Origin of the sequence: Inquilinus limosus, assembly GCF_051487185.1 — a bacterium.
GTDB classification, from domain to species: Bacteria; Pseudomonadota; Alphaproteobacteria; order DSM-16000; family Inquilinaceae; genus Inquilinus; species Inquilinus limosus_F.
Genome location: NZ_JAHVDK010000003.1, coordinates 120045 through 136121, shown reverse-complemented (window position 1 = coordinate 136121; position 16077 = coordinate 120045). Strand labels below are relative to the sequence as shown.

Genomic DNA, 16077 nt, shown 5'->3' with positions numbered 1-16077 from the left:
GGCGATGGGAGGGTGAGGGGGCGGCGCGATATCGCCGGGAAGAACCGCTCACCGCCATCACGCCCCCAGCGGCCGTAGAAGATCCCGGGCGATGATGTGGCGCTGGATCTCGCTGGTGCCGTCCCAGATCCGCTCCACCCGCGCGTCGCGCCAGAAGCGCTCGATCGGCAGGTCGTCCATCAGCCCCATGCCGCCATGGATCTGCAGCGCCGCATCCGTCACCCGGCCCAGCATCTCCGACGCATAGAGCTTGGCCTGGCTGATCGCGCGGTTGGCGTCCTGCCCCTGATTGAGCTGCCAGGCAGCGGCCAGGGTCAACCAGTCGGCCGCGTCGATCTCGGTGATCATGTCGGCCAGCTTGAAGCCGGTGCCCTGGAAGCGGCCGATCGGCTGGCCGAACTGCTTCCGCTGGGCGGCGTAGGCGAGGGCCAGGTCGAAGGCGCGGCGGGCCCGGCCGACGCACATCGCCGCCACCGTCAGGCGGGTGGCGTGCAGCCAGGTGTTGGCCAGGTCGAAGCCCCGCCCCTCCTCGCCCAGCATCTGCGCGGCCGGCACCCGGCAGTCGTCGAAGGTCAGCGTCGCGTTATGGTAGCCGCGGTGGGAGACCGAGTTGTAGCCGGGTCGGATCTCGAAGCCCTTCGTGCCGCGGTCGACCAGGAAGCAGGAGATGCGCTTGCGCCCGGCCTCGTCCTCGCCCGTCGCCGCGAACAGGATGACGAAATCGGCCATATCGGCATGGCTGATGAAATGCTTGGTGCCGTTGATCACCCAGTCGCCGCCGTCGCGCCGGGCGCTGCAGCTCATGCCCCGCAGGTCGGATCCCGCTTCGGGCTCGGTCATCGCCAGAGCGTCGATCGCCTCGCCGCGGACACAGGGCAAGAGGTACCGCTCGCGCTGCTCCGGCGTGCCGGCGCAGAGAATGTTGGACGGCCGCCCCCAGAACAGCGTCAACGCCATCGAGGCGCGGCCGAGCTCGCGCTCCAGGAGCGTGAAGGTCAGATGGTCGAGGCCGCCGCCGCCATACTCCTCCGGGATGTTGGGGGCATAGAAGCCGAGGTCGCGCACCTTGCGCTGGATCTCGCGGCCGAGCTCTCGCGGCACGTGGCCGGTGCGCTCCACCTCGCGCTCCAGCGGCTGCAGTTCGCGCTCGACGAAGCCGCGCACCGTGTCGACGACCAGCTGCTGCTCGTGGCTGAGCCCGAAATCCATCGCCGCCTCCCTGGTTTCCGGAAGGCTATTGCGGCGCCGGCCGAGCGGGCGATACCGTTTCGGAGCTGATCGATACGGGATCGGAACATGGCCGAGCCGCGGCGGATCGATATCCTGGTGCTGGACGCCTTCTCCAACCTGACCCTGGCCGCGCTGGTCGAGCCGCTGCGCGCCGCCAACCGCATGGCGGGGCGGCGGCTGTTCGACTGGTCGGTGCTGAGCGCGGACGGCGGACCGGTTACCAGCAGCAGCGGGCTGCGGCTCGACGCCGACGCGGCCATGGCGGCCGGCGGCGCCGATACGCTGTTCGTCGTCGCCAGCTACGAGGCCGAGGCGCGGGCCACGCCCGCGGTGCGGCGCTTCCTGCGGGCGGCCGCCCGGCGCGGCGCCGTCATCGCCGGGCTGGAGTCGGCGCCCTATGTGCTGGCCCTGGCCGGGGTGCTGGACGGCCACCGCGCCACCACGCATTGGGAGGATCTGCGCGATTTCGCCGAGCGCTTCCCGGCGGTGACCGCCGTGCCCGACCGCTTCGTCGTCGACCGCCGCCGCATCACCGCCGGCGGGGCGCTGCCGACCCTGGACCTGGTGCTGGACCTGCTGCGCCGCGACCATGGGCTGAGCCTGGCCCTCGCCGTCTCCAGCACCTTCCTCTACGAAAGCGCGCATCCGGGCCATGACCCGCAGCACATGGTCGCCGCCGGCCGCCTGGCCTGGCAGGACCCGCTGCTGGTGCGCGCGATCCGGCTGATGGAAGCGAATATCGAGGCGCCACTGCCGGTCGAGGCGATCGCGGCCGAGCTCGGCATCGGCCCGCGCGCCCTGCTGCAGCGCTTCCGGGCGACGCTCGGCACCGGCCCCAAGGCGTATTACGCCGAGCTGCGCCTGACCCTGGCCCGGCGCCTGCTGGAAAACACCGACCGTCCGGTCAACGATATCGCCGCCGATTGCGGCTTCGCCTCCGGCTCCGCCCTCGCCCGCGCCTTCCGCGGCCGCTACGGGGTCAGTCCGGCCGGGTTCCGCCGGGGCGCTTAGCCGGCTCCGGCGAGAAGCGGGCTTGGCGGGGGTCGAGCTCGTCGCCGCGGCGCTCGGTCAGCAGGCCATACAGCTCCGGCCGCCTTCCGCGGATCCAGCGCCGGCCGGTCGAGAGCGGCAGCAGGTCGAGGTCGAGATCGGCCACGACCATGGCATCGTCGGCCACGCCGGTCTCCGCCAGGATGCGGCCATAGGGGTCCAGCACCATGGCGTTGCCGGTGCGCACCTCGCCGTCATCCTCCCCGACGCCGTTGCTGAATAAGAGGAACAGGCCGTTGTCATGGGCCCGCGCCGGCAGCCAGCGCATCAGCCAGCCGCGGCCCTTGGGCCCGGCGAACTCCGCCTCGATCGCCGCCGGGTCCTCGTGCCGCCGGTGCCACAACGCCGGGTCGATCAGCCCCATGGCGTGCGGGCTGCGCGAGGCGCAGCCGCCGGTCTGGTGCGGCGCCAGCAGGATCTCGGCGCCCAGGAGCGCCGTGGCCCGGACATTCTCCACCAGATTGTTGTCCCAGCAGATCAGCACGCCCAGCCGCACGCCCCAGGGCGCGTCGAAGACGGTGAAGCGGTTGCCGCTGGCGATGTGGTCGCTTTCGAAGGCATGCAGCTTGCGGTGGCAGTGCACAGCGCCGTCGGGCAGGCAGACGGCATAGGCATTATAAAAGCGGCCGTCGCCGCCCGCCTCGATCAGCCCGGCGCCGATCGCCATGCCGTGCTGCATCGCGAGATCGCGCACCGCCTGCACCGACGGTCCGTCCGGTACCGGCTCGGCCAAATCGGCGATGGCGCCGCGGTCCAGGTTGCGGACATGCCAGTAGCCGGTGATGCACATCTCCGGGAAGGCCAGGACCTTCACCCCCTCTGCCGCCGCGGCCGCGGCGAAGTGGCGGATGCGCGAGAGGTTGTAGGGCTTGTCATCGGCCTGGTGGCGGAACTGGACGGTGGCGGCGCGCAGCAGGGTCATGACGGCCTCGCGGAGGATCGATGGCGCGACTCTAGCTGCGGCATCGCCTGTGCATGGACTATCATCTCCGCACCATGCCTGATCGAAGCCGTACAGCATTGGACTGGGACGATGTTCGCTACGCCGTCGCCCTGGCCCGGCACGGCAGCCTGTCCGCCACCGCCCGGGCGCTGGGCGTCAACCACGCCACGGTGTCGCGCCGGCTGGACAGCCTGGAACGGACGCTCGGCCGGCCGCTGTTCGACCGCCGGCCCGACGGCTACCGGCCGAACGCAGCGGGCGCCGCCGTTCTGGCCGAGGCCGAGGCGATGGAGGCCGGGGCGCTGGCCCTGCTGCGCCGGCTGGATCATGCCGATAGCGACGGCCCGGCCGGCCCGGTGCGGCTGACCACCGCCCGGTCGCTGGCGCTGGGCTTCCTGATCGACCGGCTGGACGGGCTGCGGCAACGCCATCCCGGCATCGAGTTGGAGCTGGTGCTGGAGACGCGCATCACCAGCCTGGCCCGGCGCGAGGCCGACATCGCCCTGCGCCTCGGCCGGCCGGCGGACAGCGCGCTGATCGGAAAGCGGGTGGCGACGATCGCCTATCACGGCTATGCGGCGCCGGCGGTGGCAGCCGAACTCGCCGCCGGTGGCACGCCGCCTTTGATCGGCGACGAGGAGGGCGGGTCGGAGGCGACCTGGCTGGCCCGGCGCCATCCCGACCGGCGCATCGCCTTCCGCTGCGACAGCCAGATGGCGCAAGCCGCGGCCGCCCGCGCCGGCTGGGGCGTGGCGCTGCTGCCGCGCTTCCTGGGCGACCTCGATCCCGGGCTGGTGCCGGTCGACCTCCCCGCCCTGCCGCCGCCGCGCGAGATCTGGCTGCTGATCCGCCCCGACCTCACCGACGTGCCGCGGGTGCGGGTGGTGGCCGATGCGCTGGCCGGGCTGTTCCGGGAGAACCGGGCGCTGTTCGGATAGGGATTCAGCCGCGGAACACTGCCCGCAGCAGCGCGGCGACGGCCAGCGCCAGCACGCCCGCCACGGCGACCGGGATCGCCGCCGCCGGCCATCCGGCGGCATCGACCACGCCGCCGACCGCCACCGGGCCGATCACCTGGCCGAGATTGCTGCCTTGCATGGTCAGGCCGAGGGTCATCGGCGCCAGACCCGGCTTCGGCGCCACCAGCGCGGCGCTGCCCAGCACCGTCGCCGGCAGCAGCCCGCCGACGCCGGAGAACAGGACGCAGAGCAGGAACACCATGGTCGGCGGCAGGGCGAGGGCGAAGACGGCGATGCCGGTCAGGGTCATGACGATGGCGGCCGCGGCGATCAGCGCCCAGCGCGCCACGCCGCGGCCGAGCAGCACGCCGGCGGCAAGGTTGCCCAGGATGTTGGCGCCGACCGCGACGGCGCTAAGCGCGCCGGCCGCGGCGACCGTCACGCCCATCCGGTCCATCAGCAGCACCGGCAGGAAGCTGGCGAGCGCGAAATACAGCAGGCTGTACAGCACGAAGGCACAGGCCAGCAGCAGCGGCCCGCGCGACCCGGCGGTCAGCACCGCGTCGCGGCCGATCCGCCGCCAGGACAGGCCATCCTCCGCCGCGGCCCGTGCCCGAACGGCAAGGAGCAGCAGCAGGACGAAGGCGCCGGCCAGCACCGCATTGGCGAGCCAGAACGGGCGCCATCCCTCGAGCGAGGCGCCGAGCAGCAGCGCGATCGCCATGCCGGCCGGCATGAAGGCGCTCCAGATCCCGAAGGCGAGGTCGCGGTCCTGCCCCGCAACGATGCGCTGCAGCAACGCCGGCGCCGCGACGACGACCAGGAGGAAGCCCAGCCCTTCGACGACGCGGGTCCCGAGCAGCAGAGGGAAATTACCCGCGGCCGAGCCGATCAGGCTACCCAGGGCCAGGGCGGCGAGGCCGAGCGCCAGCAGCCGGCGGTCGCCGAACCGGGCCACCGCCGCGCCGGCCGGGATGCCGCCGACCACGCCGAGCAGGGCGAAGACCGACATGATCCAGCCGGCCGCCTCGAGCCCCAGGCCGAATTCGTCGCGCAGTGCCGGCAGGGCGATTGCGCCCTTGCCGACCTGCAGGGCCGCGACCACGCCGGAGGCGACGACCACCGCGACCGCGGGCCAGCTGGTCGGCGCCGCCTCGGCCCGTGCGAGCTGTGCGGTCACGCCGCGGACTCCAGGAACGGCCGGCAGCTCTGGATCGCGCGGATCCAGTTGACCAGGCGTTGCAGCATCCGGGCCACGATCGCCCGCGTCGGCTCGTCGACCAGCCGCAGCTGGTCGTCGAATTTGGCGGCGGCGTTGCCGACGAAGATCTCCGGCTGGTTCAGCACATGCATGTTGGTGGTGATCGCCACGTCGCGCAGATGCAGCTGCGCCCGCACCGTCCCCATCCCGATCGAGGCGCCGAAGATCGCCGCCGGCTTGCCCGCCAGCACCGAGGCGCCGTAGGGGCGGGACGCCCAGTCGATGGCGTTCTTCAGCGCCGGCGCGATCGAGTAGTTGTATTCCGGCACGGCCAGCAGCAGCGCGTCGGCCGCCGCGATCCTCGCATGCAGGTCCTGCACCGAAGGCGGGAAGCCCTGCGCCTCGAGATCCTCGTCGAAGAACGGCAGGTCGTTCAGCGGGCGGATCTCCAGCGTCGCATCCGCCGGCAGCAATTCGCCCGCAGCGCGCAGCAGTGCCGTGTTCAGCGACGCCCGCCGCAGGCTGCCCGACAGGCCGAGGATGTGGACCGGGTTCGACATGGCAAGCCCCTTCCGAGTTTGGCCGGCGCCGTCGGTGGCGCCGGATGGACGGAATTTGGGCAGGAACCGGGTGCAGGCACATCGCCCAGGTTCGTATGCTCCCCATACGGATCCGTATAGCTAAGGGTTAAGTTCGCGCGCCTGGGCCTTCAGCTCGGCAACCGTGAAGTCGATGAAAGCGCGGATCCGGGGCGAGTCGCGGAGGTCGGCATGCACCCCCATCCGCACCGCGTGCAGCGGCGCCGGCAGTGGCGGGTCGAGACGGCGGAGCCCGGGTCGGGCGTCGCCCAGCAGGCGCGGCAGCACCGCCATCGCCAGGCCGGCCTCCGCCGCCGCCATCTGCGAGTTGAGGCCGCTGGTGCGCAGGATCACCCGGGCTTCGGGCGCGATCGTCCGCAGCCAGGTCGCCTGCACCGAACGGGCCGCGAAGTCGTACATCGTCACCACCGCATGCCCGGTGCAGCCGGCGGCGAAGTGGGGCATGCCGTGCCGGTCGAGATAGGCGGGCGAGGCGTAGAGGCCGTAGCCGATGTCCGCCACCTTGCGCTCGATCAGGTCCTCCTGCTCGAACGGGACGAAGCGGAAGGCGATGTCGGCCTCGCGCCGGGACAGGTTGAACAGCCGCGGCTCGTTCAAGAGCTCCAGCGCCACCAACGGATGTTGGACCCCGAATCGGGCCATGATCGGGGCGATCACATAATCGCCCAGCCAGTCCAGGCTGGTCACGGAGATCGGGCCCTGCAGGCCTGTGTCACGCGCGGCGATCCGGCGCTCGACCGCGAGCGCCCCCTCCTCCATCCGCTGCAGCCCGTCGATCAGCGCGGCGCAGAGCGGCGTCGGCGACAGCCCGCCGGCGGAGCGTTCGAACAGCTTGACGCCGATCCGGCGCTCCAGCCCGTCCAGCCGCCGGCTGACCGTCGGCTGGGTGGTGCGCAGCGCCCGCGCCGCGGCGCTGAGCGACCCGTGCCGGGCGACGGCGAAGGCGATCTTCAGATCGTCCCAATCCATGCAGGGACTATACGGAACTGCATGGATGACGGAACAGACTCTTCATCCTGTCACGCCCGGGCTTGACCCGGGCATCCAGAGGATGTCGACGTCCACTGGATTACCGGGTCAAGCCCGGCAATGACAGAAAAAGCGGGGGCGGCTCAGCCCTCAAGGGCAGGGATTGGGGAACGCCGTGTGGATCGCCTCGATGCCCTGGATCACCTCCGGCGATAGCGTGACCTCCGCCGCGGCGATGTCGGTGCGCAGCTGCTCCATCGAGGTGGCACCGATGATCACCGAGGTCATGAACGGCCGCGACAGGGCATAGGCGATCGCCATCTGCGCCGGGTCCAGCCCATGTTCCCGCGCCAAGGCGAGATAGCGCCTGGTCGCCGGCTCGGCATTCAATGTGTCGTAGCGCGACTTGCGGCCGTCGATGGCGCGGCGCGTGCCGGGCGGCATCTGGCCGTCGAGATATTTGCCGGTCAGCGTGCCGCCGCCGAGCGGCGCGTAGCCGAGAAGGCCGACCTGCTCGCGATGGGCGCATTCGGCGAGGCCGACCTCGAAGCTGCGGTTCAGCAGATTGTATGGGTTCTGGATCGACACCGGGCGCGGCAGGCCAAGGCGGTCCGATGCCTCGACGAAGCGCATCAGGCCCCAGGGCGTCTCGTTCGACAGGCCGACATGGCGGATGCGGCCGGCCTTCACCTCCTCGGCCAGCGCCGCCAGCGTCTCCTCCGGCGCGACGAAGTCCTCTGCCGAATCGTGGGCATAGCCGAGCTTGCCGAAGCTGTTCACCGAGCGGTTCGGCCAGTGCAGCTGGTACAGGTCGATCCAGTCGGTGCGCAGCCGCTTCAGGCTGGCCTCGACCGCCGCCCTGACGTTCTTCGCGTCGAGCCGCGGCTTGCCGTCGCGGATGTAGCTGAGATGCGCGCCCGGGCCGGCGATCTTGGAGGCGAGGACCACCTGGTTTCGCTTGCCGGTCTTGGCGAACCAGCTGCCGATGATCTCCTCGGTCCGGCCATAGGTCTCGGCCGTCGGCGGCACGGCGTACATCTCGGCCGTGTCCCAGAAGGTGACGCCGCGGTCGAGCGCGTAGTCCATCTGGGCGTGTCCCTCGGCCTCGGTGTTCTGCCGGCCCCAGGTCATGGTGCCGAGGCAGATCGCGGTGACGTCGAGGCCGGTGCGGCCGAGCGGACGCTGTTCCATCAGGGGCTCCGGGAGATCGGGTTTGTCTGACGATTTCCCTAATAGCCGGAAACGGCGCCGGGCGGAACCGCCATGCGGCTGCCACCACACCTTGCCGGTGCGTGCCGCGAGCTTCATGCTGGGCCATCGCGAGTGCCGCCGAACGACAATGCGACGTCCGCCGATCGACCTGACCACGCTTCTCCTCGCCGCTGCGGCCGCCTTCGCCCTGGCACTTGCGGTGCTCGGCGTGGAGCCGACCAGCGGCGGGATGCGTTCCCTGCATCGCCTGGTCGGGCCGGATCTCTATCCGTATGTGAGCCGAGGCATTTTTGGGTTCGGATTCGCCGTGACTGCCACCGTCGCGTGGCTCAGCGCCACCGATCGGCTGCGGCTGGATCGTTGGACACGGTACAAGCGGCGGCAGGTCGAGCTGATCGACCACGCGATCCGCCGCGATCCCTGAGCGCTCACCCCGTCCGATCCAGGCCGGCAGAGCGGATCAGCTCCACCACCGCCGGGGTGATGCGCTCGACGATCGTCTTCACGCCCTTGGCATTGGGGTGGATGCCATCGGCCTGGTTCAGCGCCGTCGCCGTCGCCACCCCGTCGAGGAAGAAGGGGAAGAGGGGCACGCCATGGGCCTTGGCCAGGTCCGGGAAGATCGGCTCGAAGGCCGCGACGTATGACGGGCCGAGGTTGGGCGCGGCCCGCATGCCGGCGAGGAGCGTCGGGATCTTCTCCTGCCCCAGCCGGGTCAGGATCTTGTCGAGATTGGCCCGGGTCACCGCCGGGTCGACGCCGCGCAGCATGTCATTGGCGCCGAGCTCGACAATCGCGAGGTCGGGCTTGTCGGCCAGCGCCCAGTCCAGCCGGTCCACCCCGCCCGCCGTGGTGTCGCCGGACACGCCGCCGTTCAGCACCTTCACGTCGTAGCCCTTGGCCCGCAGCGCCGCCTCGAGCTGCGGCGCGAAGCCGTCCGCCGGATCCAGCCCGTAGCCGGCCGTCAGGCTGTCGCCGAAGGCGAGGATGCGGATCGTTCCCGCTTGCGCCGGGCCGGGCACCGCGGCCAGGGTGCACAGGGCCAGGATCGCCGCATTGAAAAGGCGCCGCGCGGCGCCATCTGTCCGGGGTCGACGGAAAGGGATGCGCATGGACGGGACTTCTCCTGCACCGCAGGCCGGCTCCGGGGCCGGAGGGGCGGCCCCGCCCACCATCCGGCTGACGGATGTGCATCTTGAATTGGCGAGCGCGGCCGGCCCCGTCAACATCCTGCGCGGAATCGACCTGTCCATCGGCGCCGGCGAGGTGGTGTCGATCGTCGGCCCCTCCGGCTCCGGCAAATCCAGCCTTATGATGCTGATCGGCGGGCTGGAGCGGCCGACGCGCGGCACGGTCGCGGTGGCCGGGCGCGAGCTGACGGCGCTGGGCGAGGACGCGCTGGCGCTGTTCCGGCGCGATCATGTCGGCATCGTGTTCCAGAACTTCCACCTGGTGCCGACCATGACGGCGCTGGAGAATGTCGCCATCCCGCTGGAATTCGCCGGCTTCGCCGACGCCTTCGACCAGGCGGCGGAGCGGCTGCGCGCCGTCGGCCTGGGCCACCGCCTGAGCCACTATCCCGGCCAGCTGTCGGGCGGCGAGCAGCAGCGCACCGCCCTGGCCCGCGCCTTCGCCGCCGATCCCGACGTGATCCTCGCCGACGAGCCGACCGGCAACCTGGACGGCGAGACCGGCCGGCAGGTGATCGAGCTGATGTTCGAGCTGACGCGCAAGCGCAGCGCCACGCTGCTGCTGATCACCCACGACCCGGCGCTGGCCGCGCGCTGCGACCGCGTCGTCCGGCTGGTCGATGGCCGCATCACCGATGCCGGCCTCGCCCCCTCTGCCGTGCTGGCCAAGCTGCGATGAGCTGGCGGATCGCCGCCCGCCTGGCCCGGCGCGAGCTGCGCGGCGGCCTGAAGGGCTTCCGCATCTTCCTGGCCTGCCTGGCGCTGGGCGTCGGCGCCATCGCCGCGGTGCAGTCGGTCGCCGACGGCATCCGCCGCAGCATCGCCGAGGACGGCCAGGCGATCCTGGGCGGCGATATCGAGCTGCACCGGCTGTACCAGCCGGCGACGGCGGCGGAACGGGCGCAGTTCGACGCGGCCGGCCGGGTGTCGGAGGTGGTCGAATCCCGCGGCATGGCCCGCAACCCGCAGGACGAGGCCACGACCCTGGTCGAGCTGAAGGCGGTGGACGGCGCCTATCCGCTATACGGCCGGATGGAGCTGGAGGGCGGCGGCGAACTGCAGGCGGCGCTGGCGCAACGCGACGGCGTCTGGGGCGCCGTCGCCGACCCGGAGGTGACTGCGAAGCTGGGCCTGCCGGCCGGCGGCCGGATCGCGGTCGGCGACGCGGTCTTCGAGCTGCGCGGCACCATCGCGCGCGAGCCGGACAAGGCGGCCGGCGGCCTGGCCATCGGGCCGCGGCTGATGATCGCCCGCGCGGCGCTGGACGCGACCGGGCTGATCCAGCCCGGGTCGATGCTGTCCTACGACTACCGCTTGGCGCTGCCGCCCGGCAGCGACGTCCGAGCTTTCGCCGAGCGGCTGAAGGCGCGATATGCCGATGCCAACTGGCGGGTGCGCGACGACCGCGACGCGGCGCCGTCGCTGCGCCGGACGATCGACCAGCTGACCATGTACCTGACCCTGGTCGGGCTGACCGCCCTGCTGGTCGGCGGCGCCGGGGTCGGCAATGCCGTCCGCGCCTGGCTGGACGCGCGGCTGGCCACCATCGCCACGCTGAAATGCCTGGGCGCGCCCGGGCGGCTGATCTTCCAGACCTATCTGCTGCAGGTGCTGGTGCTGGCCGGCCTCGGCATCGCCATCGGCCTCGTGATCGGCATCGCGGCGCCCTCGGCCGTCGCCGCGCTGATCGAGGGGCTGCTACCGGTCGAGGCCCGGATCGGGGTCTATCCCGGCGCCCTGCTGCTGGCCGCGGGCTTCGGCCTGCTGACCGCCCTGACCTTCTCGCTGTGGCCGCTGGCCCGCGCCGCCCGCATCCCGGCCGCGGCGCTGTTCCGCGACCGGGTGGCGCCGCGCCACGCCCGCCCGGCACCGCCCTTCTTCGTCCTCACCGGCCTGTGCGCCGCCGTCCTGGGCGGGCTGGCAATTGCCACCGCGGCGGATCCGAGGCTGGCGGCGATCTTCGTTGCCGGCGCCGTCGCCGCCATCCTTCTGTTCACCGGCACCGCGCTGGGCGTCATGGCGCTGTCCCGCCGCGCCCCCCGCCCGCGCCGGCCGGGGCTGCGGCTGGCGCTGGCCAACCTGCACCGGCCGGGAGCGCCGACGCCGCAGATCGTACTGTCGCTCGGGCTCGGCCTGACCGTGCTGGCGGCGATCGCGCTGATCCAGGGCAACATGGACCGGCAAATCCGGGACAGCCTGCCCGACCAGGCGCCGTCCTTCTTCTTCGTCGATGTGCAGAAGTCGCAGAAGCAGCAGTTCGACAGCCTGATCCACGGCACGCCCGGCGCCGCCGACCTGGCCGAGGTGCCGAGCCTGCGCGGCCGCATCGTGGCAGTGAACGGCGTGCCGGCCGAGAAGGCGGTGGTCGATTCGGGCAAGGCGAGCTGGCTGCGCGGTGACCGCGGCGTCACCTACGCCACGGCGAAGCCGGAGAAGGACAAGCTGCTGCAGGGGCAGTGGTGGCCGGCCAATTACGACGGCCCGCCGAAGGTCTCGGTCTACAAGGACATCGCTGAGGCCCTGGGGCTGAAGCCGGGCGACCGGCTGACGGTGAACGTGCTGGGCCGCGACATCGATGCCGAGGTCGCCAATATCCGCGATATCGACTGGAGCACGCTCGGCATCAACTTCACCTTGATCATGTCGCCGAGGCCGCTGTCGGCCGCGCCGCACACCTGGCTGGCCACGGTCAAGGTGCCGGCGGCCGAGGAGCTGGCGCTGCAGAAGGCGGTGGCCGAAGCCTTCCCCAACGTCACTGCGGTCCGCTTGAAGGACGCGCTGGAGACGGTGAACGCGCTCTTGTCCCAGATCGGGACGGCGGTGCGGTCGACTGCCGGCGTCACCCTCCTGGCCGGCGCCCTGGTGCTGGCCGGGGCGGTGGTGGCGGGCCATCGCCGCCGGATCTACGACGCGGTGGTGCTGAAGGTGCTGGGCGCGACCCGCGGCGACGTGCTGCGCGCCTTTCTGATCGAATACGGCCTGCTGGGCCTGTTGACCGCCGCCATCGCCTGCGCGCTGGGCAGCGTCGCCGCCTGGGCGGTGCTGACCTTCGTGATGGAGATCGACTGGACCTTCCTGCCGCTGACCCTGCTGGGCACCGCCGCGCTGTGCGTCGCCATCACCCTGGGCTTCGGCTTCCTCGGCACCTGGGTCGCCCTGGGCCAGAAGGCGGCGCCGCTGCTGCGGAACGAATAGCGCCATCCGCTGGCCGCGCCGGGCAGCTGTCGGGCCGGTCAGGAACCATTCGACGCGGGCCCAACCTGTTGTATCCTGGCCTTGCGCTGCCAATATTCCAGCTGCGTGGTTCTTCACCACCCTAGAGGACTTCAAGATGGCCTTCGATCCACAGGGCCGCTACGCAACTCCGGGCGCCGGCGCGCGCACCATCGAGCGTGCGGCGTTCGACGAGGGTCTGCGGCAGTACATGCTGCGGATCTACTGGTACATGGCCGGCGGCCTGCTGGTCAGCGGCCTCACCGCCGCGCTGGTGATGTTCACCCCGCTCGGCGGCGCCTTCCTGGCGGTCAACGCCTTCGGGGGGATCGGCCTGACCGGGCTGGGCTGGGTCGCCCTGCTGGCGCCGATCGGCCTTATCCTCTGGATGAGCTTCGGCATCCGCTCGATGAGCGCGTCGACGCTGCAGGCGCTGTACTGGGCCTTCGTGGCCCTGCAGGGCATCGGCCTGGCGCCGGTGCTGCTGGCCTATACCGGCGAGAGCGTCGTTCGGGTGTTCTTCATCACCGCGGCCTCCTTCGCCGGCCTCAGCCTGTACGGCTACACCACCAAGCGCAGCCTGTCGGGCTTCGGCTCCTTCCTGGTGATGGGCCTGTTCGGCCTGATCATCGCCAGCCTGGTCAACATCTTCCTGGCCTCCAGCGGGCTGTCCTTCGTCATCAGCGTCATCGGCGTGCTGGTCTTCGCCGGCCTGATCGCCTACGACACCCAGCGGCTGAAGGAGCAGTATGCCGACGGGCTGGGCCGGGAGGTCGAGACCAAGACCGCGGTCTGGGGGGCGCTGAGCCTGTACCTGGACTTCCTGAACCTGTTCCTGTTCCTGCTGCGGCTGCTCGGCAACCGCAACTGACGGACCGGACGCTTCCGCGCGAAGCCCGGCGGCCCATCCGCCGGGCTTCGTCTTTCCGGATGCCCCATCGCCCCGTGAACATGACCGAAGCCGTTCCCGACCAGCCTCGCAAGGGCCGAGGCCGCCTCGTCGATGCGCTCGACAGCTGGATCGTCGACCACTGCGTGTTCCGGACCTTCGTCAACACCCGGGTCGAGATCGCGCCCGGCGTCTGGCGTTCGGGCCAGCCGCTGCCCTACCAGATCCGCGGCATGGCGCGCGACGGCATCCGCACCATCGTCAATCTGCGCGGCCCGCGCGACTGCGGCTCCTACCGCCGCGAGGCCGAGGCCTGCCGCCGCCACGGCATCACCCTGATCGACATCGCCACCAAGTCGCGCGACGCACCGAAGCTGAGCGTGCTGCGGCAGATCCGGCAGACGCTGGAGGCGGCGGAGCACCCGATCCTGTTCCATTGCAAGTCCGGCTCCGACCGCGCCGGGCTGATGGCGGCGCTGTACCTGATCACCCGCGGGAACCGCCCGGCGGCCGAGGCGCTGAAGCAGCTGCACTGGCGCTACCTGCACTTCAAGAAGTCGCCGACCGGCGTGCTGGACCGCTTCATCGAGGCCTATGCCGAGGCCAACGCACGCGAGCCGATCGGCTTCTGGGACTGGGTCGAGCAGGGCTACGACCGCAGGGCGGTACGCGCCTCCTTCACCCCGAGCGGCATCGCCACCATCATCGTCGACCGGCTGCTGGGACGGGAGTGAGGCGGCGGCTTTACCGCGGATCGGGGTCGGCCTAAATTCAGACCTTATTCGGATCGACCCGGAGATGCCGCCGTGAAGCTGTCCGACCGCGTGAAGCCGATCAGCTACCTGAAGGCCCATGCCCCGGAGGTCATTCAAGGGCTGAAGGAGGGGCAGGAGCCGTTCATCATCACCGTCAACGGCGAAGCCAAGGCGGTGCTGCAGGATATCGACAGCTATGAGCAGACCCAGGAGACGCTGGCGCTGCTGAAGATCCTCGCCCTGGGCGAGCGTGAATATGACGCTGGCCAATTCCGGCCGGCCGGGGAGGTCTTTGCCGATCTCCGCTCGCGCCTCAAAGATTGACCCGCATGCCCCTGCCAGTGATCGTGCTGCGCGGGGCGGAGCGCGATCTTGAAGACATCGTGGACTTCATCGCCGAGCACGATTCGGCCGAGAATGCCCGCCGGGTTCTCCGCTCTTTGGGAGAGACCATCGAGCGCCTGGCAACCCTGCCCTCGCCCGGCAATATCCCGAAGGAGCTGCAGGCCCTCGGGATCACCGAGTTCCGCGAGGCGCATTTCAAGCCCTATCGGATCGTCTACCAGGTCGATGACGGCGTCGTTGTCGTCCACTGCGTCATGGACGGACGTCGCGACGTGCAGCGGCTGCTGCAGCGCCGGCTGCTGGGCGCACCCTGATCCTGAATCGAAAGGGCACGGTTTAGCCGTGCCCTTTCTCGTTTCCGTCCCTAAACCCGGTTCTTACGCATAGTGCTGGCCGAAGCGGTTGGCCAGGAAGTCGGAGAGGTTCGCCTGCTCCTGCCGCACGAAGCCCTGCTGCGGCAGCTTGCCGGCGCGGTGCAGGTCGACCATGGCGCAGATGCCCGCCGCGGTCGTGACCTGGATGGCGCTCCACAGCTGGCCGGCGATCTCCTTGGCGTAGACCTTCTTGGCGTAGGTCTCCTGCATCAGCCGGCCCTCCTTCTTGCCCCAGGCGGTGACGAAGATCAGGACCACGTCCTGTTTGGTCATCGGGATCGAGGCCTCGAGCACGTCCTTCAGGATGTCGCGGCGCTGCGACAGCCGCAGCTCGTTGACCAGGATCTTGACGATGTCGCGATGGCCCGGATAGCGCACGGTCTTGTAGTTCAGGAACTTGACCTTGCCGGCCAGCGTCTCGCACAGCGTGCCGAGGCCGCCCGAGGTGTTGAACGCCTCGTAGTCGATGCCGTCGAGCGAGATGTGCTCCATGCCCTCGAGCGGCAGCACCTCGCGCAGCTCGCCCTCATGGATCGCCTCGCAGGGGTTGCAGTACTCGTTGATCAGCCCGTCGGTCGACCAGGTCAGGTTGTATTTCAGAGCGTTCGACGGATAGACCGGCAGGGCGCCGACGCGCATATGCAGCGTGTGCAGCTCGTCAAAGCGCTTGGCCAGGTCGTAGCCGACGATCGAGATGAAGCCCGGCGCCAGGCCGCATTGAGGAGTGAAGGCGGTCTTCGCGCCTTCGGCCAGCGCCTTGACCCGGCGGGTGCTCTCGACGTCCTCGGTCAGGTCGAAGTAATGGGCGCCGCGGTCCTTCGCCGCCTCGGCGATCAGCGGCGTCAGGTGGAACGGCGCGGCCGAGATCACGACGTCGTGGCCGGAGACCGCGTCGCGCAGTGCCTGCGGGTCGTCGAAGCGCAGCTGGCGCTTGGCGACGCCGGCGTCGAGCCGGTCGAGCGTGCCCTGGTCCTGGTCGCCGACGGTGAGATCGTAGTCGCCGGTGGCGGTCAGCAGGGCGGTGATGCAGGTGCCGATCTTGCCGCCGCCGAGCAGCAGAACCTTGGTCATGACGCCTCTCCTTCAGACGGACGCCCCGGACGGTCGGTGCCGGGGCGGTGCGGATGGCGCCGTCTCTACACCCGCCG

The 16077-nt window shown here is 70.8% G+C and carries 17 protein-coding genes; 9 read left to right on the top strand and 8 right to left on the bottom strand.

Annotated features, from left to right (window positions below; translation table 11 throughout):
- Window positions 1-57: 57 nt before the first annotated feature.
- The gene (locus KXR53_RS04220) at window positions 58-1209 is read right to left on the bottom strand and encodes an acyl-CoA dehydrogenase family protein (protein WP_437373711.1); all 1152 of its coding nucleotides are present in this window, start codon (window positions 1207-1209) and stop codon (window positions 58-60) included.
- Between the two features lie 87 nt (window positions 1210-1296).
- Between KXR53_RS04220 and KXR53_RS04215 the strand changes: the two genes are divergently transcribed.
- Window positions 1297-2241: a GlxA family transcriptional regulator gene (locus KXR53_RS04215; protein ID WP_437373709.1), complete on the top strand. Its 945-nt coding sequence runs from the start codon at window positions 1297-1299 to the stop codon at window positions 2239-2241.
- Here KXR53_RS04215 and KXR53_RS04210 read toward each other — a convergent pair.
- Window positions 2210-3202 (bottom strand): nitrilase family protein, encoded by a 993-nt coding sequence (locus KXR53_RS04210; protein ID WP_437373707.1) that lies wholly within the window; start codon window positions 3200-3202, stop codon window positions 2210-2212. The two genes, KXR53_RS04215 and KXR53_RS04210, sit on opposite strands and share 32 nt — an antisense overlap.
- 53 nt (window positions 3203-3255) lie before the next feature.
- Between KXR53_RS04210 and KXR53_RS04205 the strand changes: the two genes are divergently transcribed.
- Window positions 3256-4161, top strand: coding sequence for a LysR family transcriptional regulator (locus KXR53_RS04205; protein WP_437373705.1), 906 nt, complete (start codon window positions 3256-3258; stop codon window positions 4159-4161).
- A gap of 4 nt (window positions 4162-4165) precedes the next feature.
- Here the strand turns inward: KXR53_RS04205 and KXR53_RS04200 are convergent, their stop codons facing one another.
- From KXR53_RS04200 to KXR53_RS04185, 4 genes are all read right to left on the bottom strand, one after another.
- Entirely contained in the window at window positions 4166-5362 is a 1197-nt protein-coding gene (locus KXR53_RS04200; protein ID WP_437373703.1) for an MFS transporter, read from the bottom strand.
- Entirely contained in the window at window positions 5359-5943 is a 585-nt protein-coding gene (locus tag KXR53_RS04195) for an NADPH-dependent FMN reductase (RefSeq protein ID WP_437373701.1), read from the bottom strand. The genes KXR53_RS04200 and KXR53_RS04195 overlap by 4 nt, the downstream gene beginning before the upstream one ends.
- Window positions 5944-6063: 120 nt before the next feature.
- Entirely contained in the window at window positions 6064-6951 is an 888-nt protein-coding gene (locus KXR53_RS04190; protein WP_437373699.1) for a LysR family transcriptional regulator, read from the bottom strand.
- 150 nt (window positions 6952-7101) lie between these two features.
- Complete coding sequence (locus tag KXR53_RS04185) at window positions 7102-8142, bottom strand: aldo/keto reductase (protein ID WP_437373697.1); 1041 nt, start codon at window positions 8140-8142, stop codon at window positions 7102-7104.
- Between the two features lie 22 nt (window positions 8143-8164).
- On the opposite strand from KXR53_RS04185, the gene KXR53_RS04180 reads away from it, so the two are divergent.
- The gene (locus KXR53_RS04180; protein ID WP_437373695.1) at window positions 8165-8587 is read left to right on the top strand and encodes a hypothetical protein; all 423 of its coding nucleotides are present in this window, start codon (window positions 8165-8167) and stop codon (window positions 8585-8587) included.
- Window positions 8588-8591: 4 nt separating this feature from the next.
- On the opposite strand, the gene KXR53_RS04175 is transcribed toward KXR53_RS04180, so the two are convergent.
- Window positions 8592-9275, bottom strand: a complete 684-nt coding sequence (locus KXR53_RS04175) for an arylesterase (RefSeq protein WP_437373693.1) — start codon at window positions 9273-9275, stop codon at window positions 8592-8594.
- Here KXR53_RS04175 and KXR53_RS04170 point away from each other — a divergent pair.
- The 6 genes from KXR53_RS04170 to KXR53_RS04145 all read left to right on the top strand — a co-directional run bounded on the left by KXR53_RS04170 (window position 9274) and on the right by KXR53_RS04145 (window position 14869).
- A complete protein-coding gene (locus KXR53_RS04170; protein WP_437373691.1) occupies window positions 9274-10032 on the top strand; it encodes an ABC transporter ATP-binding protein in 759 nt (252 codons plus the stop codon). The two genes, KXR53_RS04175 and KXR53_RS04170, sit on opposite strands and share 2 nt — an antisense overlap.
- On the top strand, window positions 10029-12548 hold the full coding sequence (locus KXR53_RS04165) for an ABC transporter permease (protein WP_437373689.1): 2520 nt from the start codon (window positions 10029-10031) through the stop codon (window positions 12546-12548). The genes KXR53_RS04170 and KXR53_RS04165 overlap by 4 nt, the downstream gene beginning before the upstream one ends.
- A 136-nt stretch (window positions 12549-12684) precedes the next feature.
- Window positions 12685-13437 (top strand): Bax inhibitor-1/YccA family protein, encoded by a 753-nt coding sequence (locus tag KXR53_RS04160; RefSeq protein ID WP_437373687.1) that lies wholly within the window; start codon window positions 12685-12687, stop codon window positions 13435-13437.
- Window positions 13438-13517: 80 nt separating this feature from the next.
- On the top strand, window positions 13518-14189 hold the full coding sequence (locus KXR53_RS04155) for a fused DSP-PTPase phosphatase/NAD kinase-like protein (RefSeq protein WP_437373685.1): 672 nt from the start codon (window positions 13518-13520) through the stop codon (window positions 14187-14189).
- A gap of 72 nt (window positions 14190-14261) precedes the next feature.
- Window positions 14262-14534, top strand: a complete 273-nt coding sequence (locus KXR53_RS04150) for a type II toxin-antitoxin system Phd/YefM family antitoxin (protein WP_437373683.1) — start codon at window positions 14262-14264, stop codon at window positions 14532-14534.
- A 5-nt stretch (window positions 14535-14539) separates the two neighbouring features.
- On the top strand, window positions 14540-14869 hold the full coding sequence (locus tag KXR53_RS04145) for a type II toxin-antitoxin system RelE/ParE family toxin (RefSeq protein ID WP_437373681.1): 330 nt from the start codon (window positions 14540-14542) through the stop codon (window positions 14867-14869).
- Between the two features lie 63 nt (window positions 14870-14932).
- On the opposite strand, the gene KXR53_RS04140 is transcribed toward KXR53_RS04145, so the two are convergent.
- Window positions 14933-16000 (bottom strand): saccharopine dehydrogenase family protein, encoded by a 1068-nt coding sequence (locus tag KXR53_RS04140; RefSeq protein WP_437373679.1) that lies wholly within the window; start codon window positions 15998-16000, stop codon window positions 14933-14935.
- Window positions 16001-16077 lie beyond the last annotated feature (77 nt).

Excerpts from the sequence above, each read along its gene's own strand:
- KXR53_RS04205 (WP_437373705.1), top strand. The coding sequence starts at position 3,256 with ATGGACTATCATCTCCGCACCATGCCTGATCGAAGCCGTACAGCATTG.
- KXR53_RS04145 (WP_437373681.1), top strand. The coding sequence starts at position 14,540 with ATGCCCCTGCCAGTGATCGTGCTGCGCGGGGCGGAGCGCGATCTTGAA.
- KXR53_RS04175 (WP_437373693.1), bottom strand. The coding sequence starts at position 9,275 with ATGCGCATCCCTTTCCGTCGACCCCGGACAGATGGCGCCGCGCGGCGC.
- KXR53_RS04165 (WP_437373689.1), top strand. The coding sequence starts at position 10,029 with ATGAGCTGGCGGATCGCCGCCCGCCTGGCCCGGCGCGAGCTGCGCGGC.
- KXR53_RS04160 (WP_437373687.1), top strand. The coding sequence starts at position 12,685 with ATGGCCTTCGATCCACAGGGCCGCTACGCAACTCCGGGCGCCGGCGCG.
- KXR53_RS04220 (WP_437373711.1), bottom strand. The coding sequence starts at position 1,209 with ATGGATTTCGGGCTCAGCCACGAGCAGCAGCTGGTCGTCGACACGGTG.
- KXR53_RS04190 (WP_437373699.1), bottom strand. The coding sequence starts at position 6,951 with ATGGATTGGGACGATCTGAAGATCGCCTTCGCCGTCGCCCGGCACGGG.
- KXR53_RS04155 (WP_437373685.1), top strand. The coding sequence starts at position 13,518 with ATGACCGAAGCCGTTCCCGACCAGCCTCGCAAGGGCCGAGGCCGCCTC.
- KXR53_RS04215 (WP_437373709.1), top strand. The coding sequence starts at position 1,297 with ATGGCCGAGCCGCGGCGGATCGATATCCTGGTGCTGGACGCCTTCTCC.
- KXR53_RS04185 (WP_437373697.1), bottom strand. The coding sequence starts at position 8,142 with ATGGAACAGCGTCCGCTCGGCCGCACCGGCCTCGACGTCACCGCGATC.
- KXR53_RS04170 (WP_437373691.1), top strand. The coding sequence starts at position 9,274 with ATGGACGGGACTTCTCCTGCACCGCAGGCCGGCTCCGGGGCCGGAGGG.
- KXR53_RS04195 (WP_437373701.1), bottom strand. The coding sequence starts at position 5,943 with ATGTCGAACCCGGTCCACATCCTCGGCCTGTCGGGCAGCCTGCGGCGG.
- KXR53_RS04210 (WP_437373707.1), bottom strand. The coding sequence starts at position 3,202 with ATGACCCTGCTGCGCGCCGCCACCGTCCAGTTCCGCCACCAGGCCGAT.
- KXR53_RS04140 (WP_437373679.1), bottom strand. The coding sequence starts at position 16,000 with ATGACCAAGGTTCTGCTGCTCGGCGGCGGCAAGATCGGCACCTGCATC.